Genomic DNA, 18625 nt, shown 5'->3' on the forward strand with positions numbered 1-18625 from the left:
CGGGGTCTTTGGGCCCCGGTTTACTGCTGTATGAGGATAGCGAGGTGAGCTATGAATGGCGTTAACCTGAATGGCCCGGATTTGAAGCTGATTCGTTCCAGCGAGCAAGCTCCGGCTCGGGCAATTTCGTCATCTCAGGCCGAAGGCAGGAATGCCTCCGCCCTGACTGCACCTTCATCACCTGGTCTTGCTGAGCGTTCGGAGTTGTTGTCCGGGGCTCAGGAACTTTCGAAAGCTGAGAGGCTCGAAAGGCGCAGTGAGGCACAGAAAGAGAAATTGGATGATGCCGTGTCTCAACTGAACGATTTCGTTCAGACGGTCCAGAGGGATTTGCAGTTTGAAGTGGATAACGAGCGGGGACAGACGATCGTCAAGGTCGTCGATCAGTCCACCCAAGAGGTTATTCGGCAAATTCCGGATGAAGTTGCGTTGAGGTTGGCAGAAAACTTGCAGCAGGATGAACCGCTGACGTTATTCAACACGAAGGTCTAGAGTTTGCCGCTCTTGGCCTGACGTTGAAAACGGTTGTTCAGCACCGCCGCACCCGAAAGGGGCCGGCGGTGTTTTGCTTACATGTGGTTACAAAATTGGTCGGTAGAAAAGGCAAAGTTTTGCCGCTTCAGGCCGATATATGGAATAGCATTGGAAATTGCCCTCCTGAGGAGGCACATACTATGGCAAATATATCATCGTTGGGTATCGGGTCTGGTGTTCTGACCTCCGAGTTGGTCGATCAGTTGGTGCAAGCGGAACGGGCACCGACGGAAAATCGTTTGGCTCAGAAAACCGAGCGCACCCAGGCGCTGATTTCTGCCTATGGCACGCTTCGCAGTGCAGTAACAGAGCTGCGCCTTCCAATGCGGCAATTGAGTGCTCCAGATAATCTCAAAGCCTTTTCTGCAACGTCGTCCAACGAAGACGTTGCTGTGTCTGTGGACAGCTCCAAGGCTAACCGCGGTACTTACAGTGTCGATGTGACAAGTCTCGCCAGTGCTCAGGCGCTCGCGTCTCGTGATGTATTCGCGGATCGCGACAAGACCAGTGTTGGCCAGGGAACAATGACGCTTTCTGTTGGTGACAACACCACCAATATTGTTATAGACAGCAGTAACGACACGTTGCAGGGCCTGGCAAACGCGATCAACGATTCTGATGCAGGGGTTTCAGCGGGCGTAATCGATACCGGTAGTGGTTTCCAGCTCGTACTATCGGCAGACGAAACCGGTACGGCAAACGCCGTTAGTATTTCCGTATCGGGCGACAGCGCCGGCACGGATACCGATGCCCAGGGGCTTTCCCGTTTTGCGTTTAACACATCAATGGATGCGGGCGCCGGTCTCAATGAGACAATCGCCGCGTCGGACGCCGTGATGAGTATCAATGGCGTAGAGGTTACCCGTTCTACCAATAGTTTTGAGAACGTCATTGATGGTTTGACATTTGATCTGACTGCCACTGGTACGTCCACGGTTAAGGTTGAACAGGATCTCGGAGCGGTAGCAGACCGTGTCCAGGGCTTTGTCGAGAAATTTAATGGCCTGCAGGAAACCATTGATGCGCTGGCAGGATTCAATGCAGAGAGCGGTAGCGGAAGCCTTCTGACTGGCGATAGCGTTATTCGGGGTATTCAGAACCAACTCCGCCAAGTGCTGACCCGCGTTGTTCCCGGGCTTGAAGACGCAAGTGTCCGAAGTCTGGCGGATGTGGGTATTACCACAAATTTCGAGACTGGCTCTCTGGAATTTGACCGCGAAGAGTTCATGGCGCAGTTAAAGGCTAATCCGGACGATGTCACGGCCTTGTTTGCCGAACAGGGCAGGGCTACCGACAGCCAGGTAGAGTTTGTTCGCAGTGGTGTAAACACCGAACCTGGAACCTATGATATCAACGTGACCCAGGCTGCGACCCAAGGCACGCTTGCCGGGAATGCCGCAGCCACTTTTCCCGTTACTATTGACGGAACAAATGATGAGTTTTCACTGCTGGTTAATGGTGATACCTCCGTTAACCTTCAGCTTACACAGCAGACTTACAACAGTGCACAGGATCTGGTTGACGAGATTCAGGCTCAGCTTAATAGCAACAACGCGCTGAACGCGTCAGATGGGTCCGTTCAGGTGAGCCTGGGGGCTGGGGATGAGCTGGTTTTCTCTTCCTCCACCTACGGCAGCGAGTCTTCGGTCACCTTGTCGTCCGCTGAAAGCGCGGCTACGTTTGGATTGGATGCCGCCACAAGCACGGATGGCCTCGATGTTGCGGGTACCATTGACGGAAGAACAGCTGAAGGCGAAGGGCAAACACTGTTTCTGGGCGAAAACAGCGGTGCTGCGTCTGGGCTCCAGGTACAAATATTGGGCGATCAGACTGGAAGTCGAGGCTCGATACAATTTATTGAAGGTGTTGGCGAACGTACGGTTGACCTGATCACCAACTTTGTCGGTGCCGATGGTGCAATTGATACCAGAACCGAGAGCCTGAACCGCGATCTGGAGCGAATTCAGGAAAATCAGATTCGGCTGGAAGAGAGAATTACAGCCTATCGAGAGCGCCTGGTGAGTCAATTTACAGCTGCGGATTCATTGATCTCGCAACTGAACAGTACACAGGACTTTGTGAGCCAGCAGCTTGCTGCGCTGGCACCACAGAATAATCGCAATAACAATTGATGTTTATTGCACGAAAAGCGAATAAAGAGGTCACTTATGAACGGTTTACAGGCTTACCAACGCGTAAACGCCCAAACCAGCATTACGGATGCCGATCCTCACAAGCTGATCCAGCTTCTTTACAACGGAGCGTTGGAACGCATTAACATGGCCAAAGCCAGGATGCAGGCGAAGGATTTTGAGGGCAAAGGCCGATTGATTTCCAAAGCGATTGAAATCATCGGTGGCCTCCGTGGCTTTCTGGATTTCGAGAAAGGTGGCGATCTGGCCGTGCGCCTGGAATCGCTTTATGACTACATGGAGCGGACCCTTTTTGAAGCGAATGCCAAGAATGACGTCGCTAAGCTTGATGAAGTCGCGGACCTTCTGCGCTCAATCAAAGACGGCTGGGATGGCATCCGCGAAGAGGCTACCTCCAAGCAACAGCAGGCTGTCTGAATACGACGTTCTGGTGTGAATACCGTGCATTCTATCCAAGATGCCACCTGGCGCCCTGCCGGTGGCATCCGCGGCCAGTAACGAGGTCGCACTCTTGCCCCAATAGCCATTCCCCCCGCTGTCCCGTACAATACGCCCCTTATTTTTGATACATCCATTCTGTTCAGTCTGGAGCAAGGGCATGTCTGATATTAAAAAGGTGGTTCTGGCGTATTCCGGTGGCCTGGATACCTCGGTAATCGTTCGCTGGTTGCAGGATACCTATGAGTGTGAGGTGGTGACGTTCACCGCCGACATCGGCCAGGGCGAGGAAGTTGAGCCGGCGCGTGAGAAAGCGAAAGCGCTGGGCGTGAAGGAAATCTACATTGAGGACCTGCGCGAGGAATTCGTTCGTGACTACGTGTTCCCGATGTTCCGCGCCAACACCATCTACGAAGGGGAGTACCTGCTGGGTACCTCCATCGCACGCCCGCTGATCTCCCGTCGTTTGATTGAGATTGCCAACGAAACCGGTGCGGACGCGATTTCCCACGGCGCTACCGGCAAGGGCAATGATCAGGTTCGTTTCGAGTTAGGTGCCTACGCACTGAAGCCGGGTGTGAAGGTGATTGCACCCTGGCGTGAGTGGGATCTGAATTCCCGTGAGAAGCTGCTGGCTTATTGCGACGAGCGCAACATTCCGGTGGAGAAGAAGAAGGGCAAGAGCCCATACTCCATGGATGCCAACTTGCTGCATATTTCTTACGAAGGTATCAACCTGGAAGATCCCTGGGCGGAAGCCGAGGAAGATATGTGGCGCTGGAGTGTGTCTCCGGAAGCAGCGCCCGACACGCCTTCCTATATCGAAGTGACCTATGAGAAAGGCGATATCGTGGCGATTGATGGCCAGGCCATGAAGCCTCACGAGGTGCTTGAACATCTGAACAAGGTCGCCGGCGAGAACGGGATTGGTCGTCTGGACATTGTTGAGAACCGTTATGTGGGTATGAAATCCCGCGGTTGTTACGAAACTCCGGGCGGCACCATCATGCTGCGCGCCCACCGTGCGATTGAGTCCATCACCCTGGACCGCGAAGTGGCGCACCTGAAGGACAGCATCATGCCGCGTTATGCGGAGGTGATTTACAACGGTTACTGGTGGTCCCCTGAGCGGGAAGCGCTGCAGGCGCTGATCGACCAGACCCAGACTTATGTAAACGGTACCGTGCGCCTGAAGCTCTACAAGGGCAACGTGGATGTGGTTGGGCGTAAGTCTGACGATTCACTGTTCGATGAGAAGATTGCGACCTTCGAGGAAGACCAGGGCGCCTACGATCAGAAGGATGCTGAAGGCTTTATCAAGCTGAATGCGCTTCGGTTGAGGATTGCGGCTGGCAAGGGTCGCAAGCTTTAAGTGGCCTCCCGTGACGCCCGGAACTCTCCGGGCGTCTTCCCCGTCTCTGCTTTGAACTTTCGGTGAAACGACGTTGTTTCGCTGTACCCCAGCCTCAACGCTATCTCCGGAATGCCCAGTTCGCTGTTCGTCAAAAAATCTTCCGCCATTGCCTGTCTTACCTCGTCCAGCAACTGCTGATACGAAACACCTTCCTGGCTAAGTTTTCTCTGCAGCGTTCGGCTGGTCATACCCAGATGGTCTGCGACCATGTCCTGGCGGGTGATGCCGTGCATCAACTGTTTGCGAATGCTGTGTTTAACCCGGTTGGTGAGGGCTGTGTCGGTTTCCAGGGTGGCCAGTTGGCTGAGGGCGTGGGCTTCCAGGGTTTTTCGCAGCAGTGGGTCAGGCTGGCGTAGGGGAGTGCCCAGCAGGTCTTTGTGCAGAACAATGGCATCTTCGTTGGAACGAAAACGTACCGGGCAGCCCCAGCGTTCCGTGTAGGCGCTCTCCAACTCCGGCCCGGGGGAAGGGTGTTCGAGGTGTACTTCCACTGGCGAGGCGGCGTTGTTGTCGGCCAGCCACCGGGCGTAGTTGATCCAGGAGGCGAAGACGTTGTCCACCATCTGGGGGCGAACGACCGGGTCGGTGTAGTTGCAGGCCCAGATCAGTTTGATGTGATCGCCGCTACCCGCAATTTGCGTCGTTCCCATGTCGCCGACCAGTTTCTCGAACGGGGCTATACGAGCTACTGCTTCTCCCAGCGTGGCGGAGCTCATGGTGATATACCCGAGAACACTGTAGGACCCCGGTTGCACGAAGTCACCGGTTTCAAGGCCGAGGATGAGGTTATTGCTTTGTTCACAAAGCAGCCGTATGAATGCCTGGAACTGCTCGCCGTTTATACGCTCGTCGTCGGTCTGGAGAATCGACGCATCAAGCCCGGCGTTGCTGAACAGTGCTGAGGTATCCAGGCCTTGGGTATTGGCGGCGCGGACATATTGTCTTAGGGCTGCTACGGAGGCGGTTCCGAGGGTCTTCATGATTACGGCAACGTCTTGGGGTTATTGTTGCCATCAGTATAACGGAAGCAGAAAAGAAAAAAGCCAGCTAAGAAGCTGGCTTAAAAACAAGGAAAGAACGAAAGTGCCTGAAAAATTCGTTAATTCTGCGGACTTTCCCCATTTGGCGGCGGAGGTACTACTCGGCTCCTCCGCCATGGGGGATACTGCTTAAATCCACAATTTCAGAATAGGGCTTTCGCTCATGGAAGTCTGTTTGTGATGTGTGTCGCAGTGTTACGTAGCGTAATCCGACACTCTTCCTTCAGGCTTTCTCAAGCTCTGGCCTGGTCTCGGTAAACCGCCGGGTCTCATAGGCATCTACCAAGCCTTGAACTGCTGCACGCTCCATCTCCTGAACCGAGGGGGTGCCGTTTTGGGCATCCGCCCTGCAAAGCACCATGCCTGCCTCAACCGAGATGTAACCCGCCGTGGTCTTCAGAGCTTTGTGGTTAATGCCGTCGAATACGCGGCGAAAAGCCGTTGTGGAGCAATGGTCGCTGTTTGGGAAGTGAGCGATAATCGCGTACTGGTTGTCGCCCACGCGGCACAGGGAATCCATGGGCCGGATCAGGTGGCTCAGGCGGCGGGCGATGCCAACGGCCAGCTCACTCATCACCGAGGGAGCGTGCTTACGCTTGAGTTCCTGCCAGTTGCGAATGCCGCACAGCACATAGGCAGAAGCACCGCCTCGGGATTCCGCCTGCCGCAGGCATTTGCCCAGCTTATTCCGGGCATAACGGTTGTTGCAGAGGCCCGTTTCAAGATCAATGATGTTGCTGCTTTCCAGTTCGCGGTTGTTCTCGATCAACAGGGAATTGGCGCGCAGCAGGGTGTTCTGGCGGTCTGCCATGCGGTCGGCCGCGAAAATCCTTGGAATCAGCTGCTTGGTCATGTCCGATTTATAGATGAAATCGTCGACGCCCCGGTCGAATGCTTCTGACAGGGCCTCCACGCTCTCCCGGGCGGTGAGCAGGATCACGTAGGTGTAGTGGTTGTTCTGCTCATCCTGCTGGCGGACCTGATCGGTCAGCTCCAGCCCGTCCATCTCCGGCATCAACCAGTCGGCAATCAGCACACTGACCGGGCGTTGGTCAATAAACTCAAGCGCGGCAGGGGCATTGTTGGCGATTCGTACGTCGCGGTACCCTGCATTGCGGAGGGTTCGGCCCACCACCATACTGCTGAATTTGGCGTCGTCTACCACGAGGATGGGAAGATCAAGATTTGGCATTGTTAACTACTACTCACCAGTCCATTGTCAGATGCGGTGCCGGCCCGGTCTTGGTATGCTTTGGCACCTTGCGCAACCAGAAGGGCACCAGTATAGCGTTTTGTACGTGCCCTGACGTGGATAATTGTAAAAAGTGAGAACACATCATGCCTTCTTTTGACATCGTTTCTGAAATCGACATGCACGAAGTCACCAACGCCGTGGACCAGGCCAAGCGCGAGCTGGGCAATCGCTGGGACTTCAAGAACGTGGACGCGGACATCGAACTGGACGACAAAGGCATCACCATCAGCGCCGAACAGGAATTCCAGTTGGAGCAGTTGATGGACATGCTGCGCATGGCCTTCGCCAAGCGCAATATCGATTCCCGGGCGTTGTCCGAAGACGGAGAAAGCAAAGCCGGCAAACTGGTCAAGCAGCATCTGCAATTGAAGCAGGGAATCGAAACCGACATGGCCAAGAAGATCGTTAAAATGATTAAGGACGGTAAGCTCAAGGTCCAGGCCAGCATCGAAGGTGACAAGGTAAGGGTAAAAGGGAAAAAACGCGACGACCTGCAAACGGCGATTGCGCTGTTAAAGGAAGCAGAGCTGGATATTCCACTGCAGTTCAATAATTTCCGCGACTGAACCGGGAGCCACACCATTTTATCCGGCAACACCCTGGCGTTACTTAAGGAAACCCTCCACACCTACACTCGTTGGCAGGTCATTGCGCTCCTGTTTCTGGGGTTTTCGGCCGGCCTGCCGTTCCTGCTGGTGTTCTCCACCCTGAACGCAAGGCTGGCGGATGTCGGGGTGGAAACGGCCACCATCGGTTTTTTCAGTTGGCTTGGCATAACCTATTCCATCAAGGTGTTCTGGGCGCCGGTGGTGGACCGGTTGAAACTGCCGTTTCTCGACAGGATGCTGGGCAAGCGCCGGAGTTGGATATTATTGGCTCAGGCGGGCATCGCAACGGGCCTGTACCTCATGGCCCACGTGGACGCCACCGTGGCACCGGAGATGATGGCGTTCTGCGGTTTGCTGGTGGCTTTCTCGTCCGCCACCCAGGACGTGGCGATTGATGCCTACCGGATTGAAGTGGCGGAAGAGCGGTTGCAGGCGGCACTGGCGGCCACCTATATCTTCGGCTACCGGCTGGCTTTGCTGGTCGCCGGGGCCGGGGCCTTGTATCTTGCGGAGTTCTGGTCCTGGCAGGTGTCTTACGAAGTGATGGCGCTGCTTGTTGGAGTAGGCATGGTGACGGTACTCATCGTGCGGGAACCCAGGGTCAATCACTACGCCGCCGCACAGGACATCGCCGACAAAATTGAGCATGAGGCGAGTAAGCGCACCCACCTCAACCCCCGCCTGGCTCGATTCATCGGATGGTTCTACGCTGCCATCGCTGGGCCCTTCCTGGACTTCTTCCGTCGCTACAAGGAACTCGCCATCCTGATCCTGGTGATGGTCGCTGTGTATCGCATCTCCGACATCGCCATGGGGGTTATGGCGAACCCCTTCTATCTGGATTTCATGGGCTTCTCAAAAACCCAGGTGGCCGACGTTACCAAAATCTTCGGCTTCTTCATGACCATCGCCGGCTCTCTGGTGGGTGGTGTACTCGTAGTACGGTACGGCGTACGTCGCATCCTGCTGGCTGGCGCCATCATGACCGCGGCCACCAACCTGCTTTTCGTCGTTCTGGCACAATACCCGCCCAACATTGTCACCCTTGCACTGGTGGTCAGTGCCGACAATCTCAGTGGCGGCATCGCCAATGTGGCATTGATAGCCTGGCTGTCCAGCATGACCAGCGCGGCCTTCACCGCTACCCAGTACGCCCTGTTCAGCTCCCTGATGACACTGCCCGGAAAATTCATCGGCGGCTTCTCCGGCATCGTCGTGGCCGGATTCGGTTACGCAGAATTCTTCCTGGTTGCCGGCATAATGGGCGTTCCCGCCATACTGCTGGCCATATACATGATGCGCAAAGGCGAACGCCTGGACGCCTTGGCACCGCGGAACGAAGCTGTTGAGTCGTCATGACCGAACCCACCAAAGACCAGAAAATCTGGCAGGTTGTCGCCGCTATCCCCCCTGGCTGCGTAGCCAGCTACGGCCAGATCGCAGATATGGCCGGCCTGGGCCGGCAGGCCCGGTATATCGGTAAAGCTTTGGGAAAACTCCCAGAAGGGCACGCCATTCCCTGGTATCGCGTGATCAGAAGCAATGGCCAGATCGCCTTCCCCATCGGCAGCGAGGCTTTTGAGACGCAAGCCCAGAGCTTGCGGGAGGAAGGAGTCGTCGTTGTAGATGGACGAATATCAATGAAGCAGTTCGGCTGGCGCCCGTAGTTTATTGGGTTGATATACATCGGAGTACAGTCGGGCACCACCCCCTAGCCAGCCCCCAAACCCTTCAGGCTAGGTAGCAGAGAGGGGCAAAGCTCAAAACCTACAGCCGAAGCGCCCCATCAACCTCAATCATCCGCCCCGACATATAGTCATTCTCAAAAATAAACGCCGCCGCAGACGCAATTTCCTCCGGCTTACCCATACGCTTCAAGGGAATACCAGCGGTCATCTTCTCAAGGGCTTCCGGTTTCATCGAGGCCGTCATCTCAGTCTCGATAAAGCCAGGCGCAATCCCCATGCACCGAATGCCATAACGGGCAAGCTCCTTGGCCCATACCGGCACCAACGCCGAAACCCCCGCCTTGGCGGCAGAATAATTGCTCTGGCCCATATTCCCCGCACGGGAAATCGACGCAATGTTGATAATCGCACCCTGATCGCCATTCTTGATCATCTGCGTAGACGCCTCACGGCCGCACAGGAAAACCCCCGTCAGATTCACATCAATCACCGACTGCCACTGCGACAGCTCCATGCGCTTCTCAACCTGGCCGTCCTTAACCTTCACCATCAGCCCATCCCGAAGGATGCCAGCGTTGTTAATCAACCCGTTAAGCTGACCAAAATCCGCTACGATAGCCTCAAATGTCTTCTCGACATCGTCTTCCTTGGCGACATTGCAGATATAGGTTCTGGCATCGCCACCGGCTTTCTTACAGGCGGCTGCAGCCTCTTCCAGCTTCTCCGGCATCAGATCAATCAGCGCCAGACGAGCCCCTTTGGCTGCCAGATACTCAGCCATGGCTCGGCCCAAACCCTGGCCGCCGCCAGTAATTGCGATCACGGAATCTTGAAGTTTCATGTTTTGCCCTAAGGTTAAGCATTAGCGGAAGCGGCGAGTATATCAGAGGTTTTTACGGTCGCAGCAACCAGACCAACGCTCATCCACGGAGGCTCCCTTGGGCATTTTTCTGTTTTTGTTCATTGTCATGCCCATCGTCGAAATGACGATATTGATCAAAGTTGGCACCATGATTGGCGCCCTGAATACCATTGGCCTTGTCCTCTTGACGGCCATCATTGGTGCCGCGCTGCTGAGGCAGCAAGGGCTCGCCACCTTGTTGAAAGCCAATCAGAGGCTCAATAGTGGTGAGTTGCCGGCGAAGGAAGTGGCGGAAGGCCTGATTCTGGCCGTGGGCGGCGCCCTGCTGCTGACACCGGGATTCGTCACCGACACCATTGGCTTCCTTTGCCTTATTCCGGGCACCCGCCATTGGTTTGCGGCCCAGGCCCTGAAGCGGATGGTGGTGGCCGGTCAGTCCGGCGGTTTCACATTTACCGCAGGCCAGCAGGGGCCTTTCCAGGGGCAGGGGCCCTTTGGTGGCCGCGAAGGGCCGTTCGGGCGTCAAAATCCTTTCGACAGGAACGATGACATTATTGAAGGGGAATACCGCGACGAAACCGAGCGCGACTACGATCGCCTGAACCGGAATACCGAAGGCCGAGAGGATAGTGATCACGGCGATGGCGGTCCGAAAAAAAACTGAAAAATTTTTTGGGGGAAGTGTTGAAAACGCATCGGCCACCCCCACATAGGTCTCACAAGTTCGCTGCGGGCTAATAACCGCTGTAAAACAGTTGGTTAAAAGCCCCGGCTTTTAACGCAACCATCATTGCCAAACCTAACCTGACATTGGAGATATCGAGCAATGAAAATTCGTCCGCTACACGATCGTGTTGTCGTGCGCCGTAAGGAAGAAGAAGAGAAAACAGCTGGTGGCATCGTACTGCCGGGTAATGCCAAAGAGAAGCCGTCCCAGGGTGAAGTTATCGCCGTAGGAAATGGCCGTATCCTCGACAATGGCGAAACCCGTGCGCTGGCGGTAAAGGTGGGTGACACCGTGGTCTTTGGCCAGTACGCCGGTAACACCGTAAAGGTTGACGGCGAAGACCTGCTCATCATGAGCGAAAACGACATTTTCGGCGTTCTCGAGTAAACGCTCGGTTACGCAGCAATCCGATTGAACGATTAAATTGGGTTTAACGAACAGGAATAGAAGACATGGCAGCAAAAGACGTTAGATTCGGTGACAGCGCCCGTAAACGTATGGTTCAGGGTGTCAACATCCTGGCGGACGCGGTTAAGGTAACCCTGGGCCCGAAAGGCCGCAACGTGGTTCTGGATAAGTCCTTCGGCGCACCGACCGTCACCAAGGACGGCGTATCCGTCGCCAAGGAAATCGAGCTGAAAGACAAGTTCGAGAACATGGGTGCCCAGATGGTCAAGGAAGTTGCTTCCCAGGCCAATGATACCGCCGGTGACGGCACCACCACTGCGACCGTTCTGGCACAGGCCATTGTTCGTGAGGGCATCAAGGCCGTTACTGCCGGCATGAACCCGATGGACCTCAAACGTGGCATCGACAAGGCGACAATCGCAGCAGTACAGGCCATCCGTGACCTGTCCAAGCCCTGTGACGACAGCCGCAACATTGCCCAGGTAGGCACGATCTCCGCCAACGGCGACGAGACCATCGGCCAGCTTATCGCAGACGCGATGGAGAAAGTGGGTAAGGAAGGCGTTATCACCGTTGAGGAAGGCCGTGGCCTGGAAGACGAGCTGGACGTAGTGGAAGGCATGCAGTTTGACCGTGGCTTCCTGTCTCCGTACTTCATCAACAACCAGGAAAACATGTCCACCGAACTGGATGACCCGTACATCCTGCTGGTTGACAAGAAGATCTCCAACATCCGTGAGCTTCTGCCCGTTCTGGAATCTGTGGCCAAGGCTGGTAAGCCTTTGCAGATTATTGCTGAAGACATCGAAGGTGAAGCGTTGGCGACCCTGGTCGTGAACAATATGCGCGGCATTGTGAAAGTAAATGCTGTAAAAGCACCTGGCTTCGGTGACCGCCGCAAGGAAATGCTGCAGGACATCGCTATTCTGACTGGCGGCACTGTTATTTCCGAAGAAGTCGGCCTGTCTCTGGAAAACACCACCATTGATGACCTGGGTACTGCCAAGCGCGTCAACGTCACCAAGGAAAACACCACCATTATTGGCGGTGCTGGTGCTCAGGGCGATATCGAAGCCCGCGTTGAGCAGATCCGTAAGCAGATTGAAGACAGCTCTTCCGACTACGACAAGGAAAAGCTCCAGGAGCGCGTGGCCAAGCTGGCTGGCGGTGTAGCCGTCATCAAGGTTGGCGCCGGTTCTGAAGTGGAAATGAAAGAGAAGAAGGCCCGCGTTGAAGACGCCCTGCACTCCACCCGCGCTGCGGTCGAGGAAGGCATTGTACCGGGCGGCGGTGTCACCCTGATTCGTGCCATTGCGGCCCTGGACAAGGTAGACGCCATCAACGAAGAGCAGAAGGCGGGTGTTAACATCCTGCGCCGTGCCATGGAAGCTCCGCTGCGCCAGATCGTAACCAACGCCGGTGGTGAAGCCTCCGTTGTTGTGAACAAGATCATGGAAGGCGAAGGCGCCTATGGTTACAACGCCTCTACCGAAGCATTCGGTGACATGCTGGAGATGGGTATCCTTGACCCGGCCAAAGTGACCCGTTCCGCGCTGCAGGCAGCGGCTTCCGTGGCTTCCCTGATCATCACTACTGAGGCGATGATTGCGGACGAGCCGGAAGAAGAAGGCGCCGGCGGCGGTATGCCGGACATGGGTGGTATGGGCGGAATGGGAGGCATGGGCGGCATGATGTAATGCCGGCCGGACCCGGACCAATTCTCAATTTCTGAGGAATGGCCCCATAAACCCGAAAAACCCCGCATTGGTTCACACCGATGCGGGGTTTTTTGTTTTTTTGTCATGAACTTGCGAAATGGCTTTGCTAGACTCGGCAACCGGCCATTTATCTTTGTGACACTCTATGAGCGAAACCCCAGCAAAAGCCTTTCTCAGACCCGGCAAAGTGTTCCTGCTGACCTTGGCCGGTGTGCTGGTTTATCTGGTGGCGCTGGTGGTTCTCGTACCGGCCGGATGGCTTTGGCATCAGGCGTCTGCCTATGTTGCGCTTCCGCCGGAAGTGCAGGTCAGTCAGGTGTCTGGCAGGGTCTGGTCAGGCGCTGCCGGTGTGGTGGTCGCCGGTTATCCTGTAAGGCTTGAGTGGCGGCTGGGCATGCCGTCCGTTTCCGGATTATCGTTACCCGTCGATTTTTCAGTGTCGTCGTCACAGTCTTCCGTGGATGGCAATGTTAGTCTCGGATGGCAGGGGGCAGGCACCCTCAACGCCAGTGGCCATCTGGCAGTCGCTGAATTTGAGGACTTGATCCGACGCAGCGGTGGAGCAGTCATCGAAGGTGACGTCACCATTGATCGATTGGTGTTGTCGTGGCAGGACAACCGCGTGACCCAGGCCGACGGCGTTGGCCGCTGGGCAGGAGGCCAGGTTACCTGGCCCATGGGGAATAATATTGGCCAGGCAGATTTCCCGCCCATGCTGGCGACGATGGACAGTACGGCCGATGGCGTTGCGCTGGTCATCTCGGAGCAGGGCGGCGATGGCCCCGCGGCGGATGCCGAGATTCGCTGGAACGGTATGATGGAGTTGCGAGTCTATAAACGCATGATCGACCTGGCCGACCAACCCTGGCCAGATTCTGCTAACCCCAGTGATGTCGTCTTCAGGGTCAAGCAGCCCTTGATTCCGGGAGGTGCTCTGTGACAGCAATGGCGGCTGTTATCGGTAGCCGGCGACTGCCCCGGTTGCTGGCCAATTTGTTACTGGCGGGCCTCGTGGTTTATGTTGCCCTGGTACTGGCGCAGACAACCTGGCTCATCGCCTGGGATGACCGCCCGGTGGCCATGGCACCCGCCTCTGACAGCCGCGCGAGCGCTTCAGGTGGCGGCCGATTACAGCCACTGGCGGCCCATCAGGTGTTTGGCAGGGCGGAAGAACAAACCCGTGTCGCAGAAGTGGTACGCCGGTCGGCACCGGAAACCAGGCTCAACCTCAGGCTTGAAGGTGTGCTGGTGGCAGAGCGCCCGGAGGACTCCGGTGCTATAGTTGCGGGAAGCAATGGAGTAACTGAGCACTATCGTGTGGGTGAGGTCTTGCCCGGTAACGCCGAACTGGCGGAAGTGGAACCAGGCCGGGTGCTGATTCGCAGGAATGGGCAATACGAAACCCTGACGTTTGAAGAACAGCTTTCCACTGGCCTGGTTGAGGGCGTGGAAGAAGATTTGGCGGAACCGGCGTCTTCGCCGGAGCAGTTCCTGAGTGAAGCACGGGAACAGCTTGATTCCCAGGGAGTTGCGGCGCTTGCACCATACGGGCTGAGCCCGACCGGGGAGGGAGGTACGTCCGGTTATGTGTACGATGGTTCCAATGCCATGCTCAATGCTGTCAACCTCAGGGCCGGTGACGTCATCACTGCCGTCAATGGCCAGCGGCTGGGGGATCTTGAGCAGGATATGATGCTTTTTGAGAATTGGCGGTCTGAGCCGCAATTGGAAATAGAAATTGAACGGGACGGATCCATTCTGACCGTGAGCTATGCCATACCTGAACAGTGGCGATGAACGGATTTAACGATACAGGACAATAACGCCAGATGCTTAACCACAGATCCAAATTATTCCGGGCCTTTGTTCTGGCCCTGCTGATGCCCCTGATGTCTGTTGCTTACGGGCAGGAAACGGAGACCTGGCGACTGAACCTCAAGGACGCCGACATTCGCGCCTTTGTGACCCAGGTGGCCGATATCACCGGCTACAGCTTTGTTGTGGATCCACGGGTAAAGGGAAAGGTGACCGTCCTGTCCAGCGCCCCCATGAACAAGGACGAGATTTACGACCTGTTCCTGGCCGTGTTGCAGGTGCATGGCTTCACCGCCATTCCCGGCGAGGAAGTGATCAAGGTGGTTCAGCAGGTGGACGCCAAACAATCCGCTGAGTCGCTGGAGCGGTTTACGGAGGTACCCTCAGAGCAGCTGATTACCCGTGTTATCCAGATCGATAACGCCAATGCCCTCGAACTGGTGCCCATCCTGCGCCCGCTCGTGGCCAAGTATGGCCACCTGGCGGGGGTGGCGGCCGCCAACGCCCTGATCGTCAGCGACCACTCTTCCAATATCCAGCGCATCGAACAGATTGTGAGAGAGCTCGACAGTCCGTCCAAATACGAGGTGGAGGTGATCCAGCTCGAAGAGGCCTGGGTGGGCGATATGGTCGAGTTGCTGCAGGAACTGGCTCCGGCGGAATTGGGCCAGGGTGGTGGCGATAACGCTGCCCGCAAGTACAGCGTAACGGCCGATGAGCGCAGCAACCGGCTTATTCTCAGGGGGGATGAAACCTTCCGTGACAAGATGAGGGAGCTGATCAGGAAGCTGGACCAGCCCTCAGCCACCGGCGGTACGACCAAGGTCATTCGCCTGAGCCACGCGGACGCGGAGAATCTTACCGAGATTCTCAAGGGTGTCATGGGTGAGGTGGCCAAGGAATCCACTGGGGGCTCAGGTGGTGCTGGCGGCAGTACCGGAAGCGGGCGTAATACGAGCTTTTCAGTGTTCGCTGACGAGGGTCTGAACGCACTTGTGGTACGCGGTGAACCGTCGATGATGCAAGAAGCTGAAATGATCGTTAAGGCTCTGGATGTTCGTCGTGCCCAGGTAATGATTGAGGCGGCCATCGTCGAAATCAGCGATGAACTGGGGCAGGATCTGGGCGTCCAGTTGGCGCTGGGGGATGAATCCGGCGAGTCTACGCCAGTAGCCGGCACTAACTTCAACAACGTCGGCCGAAGCCTGGGCGACGTATTGGGTGCGATCCTTTCTGATTCGGTGATTGCACCGGCCACCGGCGGTATTACCATTGGCGCAGGCCAGCGGAATGAAAACGGCGTTTCCTGGGGCGTGCTGCTGCAGGCTCTGTCGACCTCGGCGGCGGCAAATCTGCTGTCTACTCCCAGTATCATTACCCTGGATAACCAGGAATCCGAAATCATCGTTGGCCAGAACGTACCTTTCCGTACCGGTCAGTCCACTGTCACAGGTGACGGTACAACCAACCCATTTACCACGATTGAGCGTCGCGATATCGGTCTCACCCTGAAGGTGACACCCACTATCAGCGCCGATGGTCTTGTACGGTTGGTGGTGGAGCAGACCACCGAGAATATTGGTGACAGCGTGGAGTCCGCCTCCGATATCATTACCAACAAGCGTGAAATCAAGACTACGGTCTTGGCAGATGATGGCGAAACCATCGTTCTGGGTGGTTTGACAACCGATGATTTGCAGGTGAATAAGAGTAAGGTTCCCCTGCTGGGCGACATCCCGGTGTTGGGGCGTCTGTTTTCCTCCGAATCCGAGCGCCGGGTGAAACGCAACCTGCTGGTATTCCTGCGCCCGACGATCATGCTGGGCAAGGCCGATGCTGTAGCCGCCACGGATGAGAAGTTCCAGAGCCTGTGGGAGATCAATCTCGGTGTGCGCAAGAAGCTGGGCCTGCCAGACCCGGAAAGACCGCCAACGAAAGACTCGCTGTTCCGGCCTCAGCCTGACTGATCGGCCAAGGGGCTGATCTCAGGCTGCCAGTGGCGGCATCGGGCAGTCCAGTTGATCCGCCACCAGGCGGATCAACTCATATTCCGTGGTATTGATCTCTCCATCCGCAAGCACGCAATGGCCGCAAGCGTCGAGAATTGCCGGTTTTAGCAGCGGCGACAGGGTGTTCAGCACCAAAAGCGCATCCCGCAGATGCTTGATCGACACCGTCTCCAGAAGTTCCGGCTCCTTAGGTCCGTCGGTAAAACCTGCCATCGCCTCAGTGAACAGTCCCTGGCTGTCGATGCCCTGACGAGCACCCGCCCGGGCCATCAGGCTGAACAGCACTTGCAACTGGTCGGTTACTGTCCGGTAGCTGCGATGGCGTACCGGAACCGGGCGGGCCGAGTCTCCCGCCAGGTGGCGGCGAAGAAAGGTATGCATGGCCAGTTCGTAGAGGCTCAGTCGGTTGTCTGCCCTGATCAACACCTCCGTACACGACATTAACTGGTTGCGCTCATCCGGATCGAGCTTTCTCAGGGCCGGCATGGCCAGTTCCAGCGCCGGGAATCGTACTGCCTCGCCCAGTGAGGTAAGGGCGGGCAGCAGTTTGTTCAACAGGTCGGCGTTGGGCGCAAAGAGGGCGTTGGCGGTGACCAGCGCCAGTCGTTTCTGTTGCGATGACTCAGGAAGCTGGTAGATCAGTAGCGCATAGCACAGCTGAATGGCGCCGGCCCGGGTGTAAAGCAGGTTGCGAAATGTTGATGGCAGTCGGTTGAGAAGGTCCACGGCGTAGTCTTCGCTGCGTTTGTTGACGGTGCCTACCGTCGTTGAGATATCTGCCGATGGCCGGGTGTTCAGGGGCGATGTGGAGGCGCGAGGGCTGGCTGCGCTGAAGCCGGAAACCGCTCCATGGGCCGTATCTGCACTGGTTTCGGAGGTTTGGAGCGAGCCCATGGATCGAAGGGCACTTCCCGGTTCGCTGTCTCTAAGCCTGCTGCGAAGGCGGGCAAACATACCCGGCTGGATGGCTTCGATACGCTCCTGAACCGGAGGGTGGGACGCCAGCAATGCTGCAAATTTCATGCGTGCGCTTTCGCCAAAACACATGTGGTTCATGTCACTGGCATGGCTGGTGGTGTCCAGATAGCCCCCTTTGAGGCCAATCTTGAACAGCGCGCCGGCAATGCCTTCGGGGTTACGGGTGAATTGTACCGAGGAGGCATCCGCCAGCATTTCCCGTTGCCGTGATACCGCGGACTGAATCAGTCTTCCGAAGAACACGCCCACATAGCCGATTACCAGCAGCGCCAAACCTACCAGCCCGAAAACAGCCTGGCCCCGACGGTCACGGGATGAGTGGCTGGATACATGGGAGCGGTAGAAGGATGCCCTGAGCAGGAAGGCGCCGATCTGTCCGATCATCAGGATGCCGGCCAGGATGGCGATCAAACGGACGTTCAGACGCATATCGCCGTTGAGAACATGGCTGAACTCGTGACCAACGACGCCCTGGAGCTCATCACGGGTGAGTTGTGTCAGGGCCCCATGGGTCACCACCATGACCGCCTCGCCGGGCGTATAGCCGGCCACAAAGGCGTTGATGCCGGTTTCATGATCCATCACGTAAAGATCGGGCACACTGATGCCGCTGGCGATGGACATTTCTTCCACGATATTGCGAAGCCTACGCTCGTCGGTGTCCCTGGTGGCGGGGTCAATCGCACGGGCGCCGACCATTTTTGCAACACGCTCGCCACCGCCCGACAGGTCCGCCCAGCGGATCAGAGAGCCAATACCGATCAGGGCAACGACCGCTATCGCTGTATACAGCCCATGGCGGCTCAGTAGCCAGTCGGCAAACGCCAGCCCGGTGTATTCGCTGCGGGTTACCAGATAACCCACCAGACAAACCAGGAGCGTGATGATCACGACCGCGGCTAGAAACAGAGCCACCAGCAAGCCCGTGTTGCGACGGGCGCTGGCCTGGCGCTGGAAAAAACCGGGATGTGCCATGGC

At 56.6% G+C, this 18625-nt stretch carries 17 protein-coding genes; 13 read left to right on the top strand and 4 right to left on the bottom strand.

What is annotated here, in order from left to right:
• The first annotated feature begins 51 nt into the window (after positions 1 to 51).
• From SIC19_RS16515 to SIC19_RS16530, 4 genes are all read left to right on the top strand, one after another.
• The gene (locus tag SIC19_RS16515) at positions 52 to 492 is read left to right on the top strand and encodes a flagellar protein FlaG (RefSeq protein WP_041332462.1); all 441 of its coding nucleotides are present in this window, start codon (positions 52 to 54) and stop codon (positions 490 to 492) included.
• A 182-nt stretch (positions 493 to 674) separates the two neighbouring features.
• Entirely contained in the window at positions 675 to 2666 is a 1992-nt protein-coding gene (fliD, locus tag SIC19_RS16520; RefSeq protein WP_085679976.1) for a flagellar filament capping protein FliD, read from the top strand.
• Positions 2667 to 2702: 36 nt separating this feature from the next.
• Positions 2703 to 3104 carry a flagellar export chaperone FliS gene (gene fliS / locus SIC19_RS16525; protein WP_007154096.1) on the top strand — a complete coding sequence of 134 codons (402 nt, stop codon included), beginning with the start codon at positions 2703 to 2705 and terminating at the stop codon, positions 3102 to 3104.
• 181 nt (positions 3105 to 3285) lie between these two features.
• Entirely contained in the window at positions 3286 to 4497 is a 1212-nt protein-coding gene (locus SIC19_RS16530) for an argininosuccinate synthase (protein WP_036210071.1), read from the top strand.
• Here SIC19_RS16530 and SIC19_RS16535 read toward each other — a convergent pair.
• Positions 4494 to 5519 carry an AraC family transcriptional regulator gene (locus SIC19_RS16535; RefSeq protein WP_289599996.1) on the bottom strand — a complete coding sequence of 342 codons (1026 nt, stop codon included), beginning with the start codon at positions 5517 to 5519 and terminating at the stop codon, positions 4494 to 4496. The two genes, SIC19_RS16530 and SIC19_RS16535, sit on opposite strands and share 4 nt — an antisense overlap.
• Before the next feature lie 283 nt (positions 5520 to 5802).
• Entirely contained in the window at positions 5803 to 6771 is a 969-nt protein-coding gene (locus SIC19_RS16540; RefSeq protein WP_007155700.1) for a response regulator, read from the bottom strand.
• A gap of 146 nt (positions 6772 to 6917) precedes the next feature.
• On the opposite strand from SIC19_RS16540, the gene SIC19_RS16545 reads away from it, so the two are divergent.
• The 3 genes from SIC19_RS16545 to SIC19_RS16555 all read left to right on the top strand — a co-directional run bounded on the left by SIC19_RS16545 (position 6918) and on the right by SIC19_RS16555 (position 9109).
• Positions 6918 to 7400 (top strand): YajQ family cyclic di-GMP-binding protein, encoded by a 483-nt coding sequence (locus tag SIC19_RS16545; protein ID WP_036210083.1) that lies wholly within the window; start codon positions 6918 to 6920, stop codon positions 7398 to 7400.
• An 81-nt stretch (positions 7401 to 7481) separates the two neighbouring features.
• Entirely contained in the window at positions 7482 to 8801 is a 1320-nt protein-coding gene (locus tag SIC19_RS16550; protein WP_412535612.1) for an AmpG family muropeptide MFS transporter, read from the top strand.
• On the top strand, positions 8798 to 9109 hold the full coding sequence (locus SIC19_RS16555; protein ID WP_085679988.1) for an MGMT family protein: 312 nt from the start codon (positions 8798 to 8800) through the stop codon (positions 9107 to 9109). Before SIC19_RS16550 ends, SIC19_RS16555 begins: the two co-directional genes overlap by 4 nt.
• A 100-nt stretch (positions 9110 to 9209) precedes the next feature.
• Here the strand turns inward: SIC19_RS16555 and SIC19_RS16560 are convergent, their stop codons facing one another.
• Positions 9210 to 9971 (bottom strand): SDR family oxidoreductase, encoded by a 762-nt coding sequence (locus tag SIC19_RS16560; RefSeq protein ID WP_036210092.1) that lies wholly within the window; start codon positions 9969 to 9971, stop codon positions 9210 to 9212.
• Positions 9972 to 10068: 97 nt separating this feature from the next.
• On the opposite strand from SIC19_RS16560, the gene SIC19_RS16565 reads away from it, so the two are divergent.
• From SIC19_RS16565 to gspD, 6 genes are all read left to right on the top strand, one after another.
• On the top strand, positions 10069 to 10656 hold the full coding sequence (locus SIC19_RS16565; RefSeq protein ID WP_036210095.1) for an FxsA family protein: 588 nt from the start codon (positions 10069 to 10071) through the stop codon (positions 10654 to 10656).
• Positions 10657 to 10818: 162 nt separating this feature from the next.
• Complete coding sequence (gene groES, locus SIC19_RS16570) at positions 10819 to 11106, top strand: co-chaperone GroES (RefSeq protein WP_007155569.1); 288 nt, start codon at positions 10819 to 10821, stop codon at positions 11104 to 11106.
• Between the two features lie 65 nt (positions 11107 to 11171).
• Positions 11172 to 12824 (top strand): chaperonin GroEL, encoded by a 1653-nt coding sequence (gene groL, locus SIC19_RS16575; RefSeq protein WP_036210097.1) that lies wholly within the window; start codon positions 11172 to 11174, stop codon positions 12822 to 12824.
• Positions 12825 to 12990: 166 nt separating this feature from the next.
• Positions 12991 to 13785 (top strand): type II secretion system protein N, encoded by a 795-nt coding sequence (gspN, locus tag SIC19_RS16580; protein WP_075196452.1) that lies wholly within the window; start codon positions 12991 to 12993, stop codon positions 13783 to 13785.
• 5 nt (positions 13786 to 13790) lie between these two features.
• Positions 13791 to 14642: a type II secretion system protein N gene (locus SIC19_RS16585; protein WP_036210102.1), complete on the top strand. Its 852-nt coding sequence runs from the start codon at positions 13791 to 13793 to the stop codon at positions 14640 to 14642.
• 32 nt (positions 14643 to 14674) lie between these two features.
• Complete coding sequence (gene gspD / locus SIC19_RS16590) at positions 14675 to 16627, top strand: type II secretion system secretin GspD (RefSeq protein WP_085679995.1); 1953 nt, start codon at positions 14675 to 14677, stop codon at positions 16625 to 16627.
• A gap of 18 nt (positions 16628 to 16645) precedes the next feature.
• Here the strand turns inward: gspD and SIC19_RS16595 are convergent, their stop codons facing one another.
• Positions 16646 to 18622, bottom strand: coding sequence for a M48 family metallopeptidase (locus SIC19_RS16595; RefSeq protein WP_289599987.1), 1977 nt, complete (start codon positions 18620 to 18622; stop codon positions 16646 to 16648).
• Positions 18623 to 18625: the final 3 nt, after the last annotated feature.

This window comes from Marinobacter sp. MIT930201 (genome assembly GCF_047122665.1).
In the GTDB taxonomy this organism is placed as follows: Bacteria; Pseudomonadota; Gammaproteobacteria; order Pseudomonadales; family Oleiphilaceae; genus Marinobacter; species Marinobacter salarius.

Bases quoted from the DNA above. Each gene is read 5' to 3' on its own strand.
- SIC19_RS16515 (WP_041332462.1), top strand. From the start codon at position 52: ATGAATGGCGTTAACCTGAATGGCCCGGATTTGAAGCTGATTCGTTCC.
- fliD (WP_085679976.1), top strand. From the start codon at position 675: ATGGCAAATATATCATCGTTGGGTATCGGGTCTGGTGTTCTGACCTCC.
- fliS (WP_007154096.1), top strand. From the start codon at position 2,703: ATGAACGGTTTACAGGCTTACCAACGCGTAAACGCCCAAACCAGCATT.
- SIC19_RS16530 (WP_036210071.1), top strand. From the start codon at position 3,286: ATGTCTGATATTAAAAAGGTGGTTCTGGCGTATTCCGGTGGCCTGGAT.
- SIC19_RS16535 (WP_289599996.1), bottom strand. From the start codon at position 5,519: ATGAAGACCCTCGGAACCGCCTCCGTAGCAGCCCTAAGACAATATGTC.
- SIC19_RS16540 (WP_007155700.1), bottom strand. From the start codon at position 6,771: ATGCCAAATCTTGATCTTCCCATCCTCGTGGTAGACGACGCCAAATTC.
- SIC19_RS16545 (WP_036210083.1), top strand. From the start codon at position 6,918: ATGCCTTCTTTTGACATCGTTTCTGAAATCGACATGCACGAAGTCACC.
- SIC19_RS16555 (WP_085679988.1), top strand. From the start codon at position 8,798: ATGACCGAACCCACCAAAGACCAGAAAATCTGGCAGGTTGTCGCCGCT.
- SIC19_RS16560 (WP_036210092.1), bottom strand. From the start codon at position 9,971: ATGAAACTTCAAGATTCCGTGATCGCAATTACTGGCGGCGGCCAGGGT.
- groES (WP_007155569.1), top strand. From the start codon at position 10,819: ATGAAAATTCGTCCGCTACACGATCGTGTTGTCGTGCGCCGTAAGGAA.
- groL (WP_036210097.1), top strand. From the start codon at position 11,172: ATGGCAGCAAAAGACGTTAGATTCGGTGACAGCGCCCGTAAACGTATG.
- gspN (WP_075196452.1), top strand. From the start codon at position 12,991: ATGAGCGAAACCCCAGCAAAAGCCTTTCTCAGACCCGGCAAAGTGTTC.
- SIC19_RS16585 (WP_036210102.1), top strand. From the start codon at position 13,791: ATGGCGGCTGTTATCGGTAGCCGGCGACTGCCCCGGTTGCTGGCCAAT.
- gspD (WP_085679995.1), top strand. From the start codon at position 14,675: ATGCTTAACCACAGATCCAAATTATTCCGGGCCTTTGTTCTGGCCCTG.
- SIC19_RS16595 (WP_289599987.1), bottom strand. From the start codon at position 18,622: ATGGCACATCCCGGTTTTTTCCAGCGCCAGGCCAGCGCCCGTCGCAAC.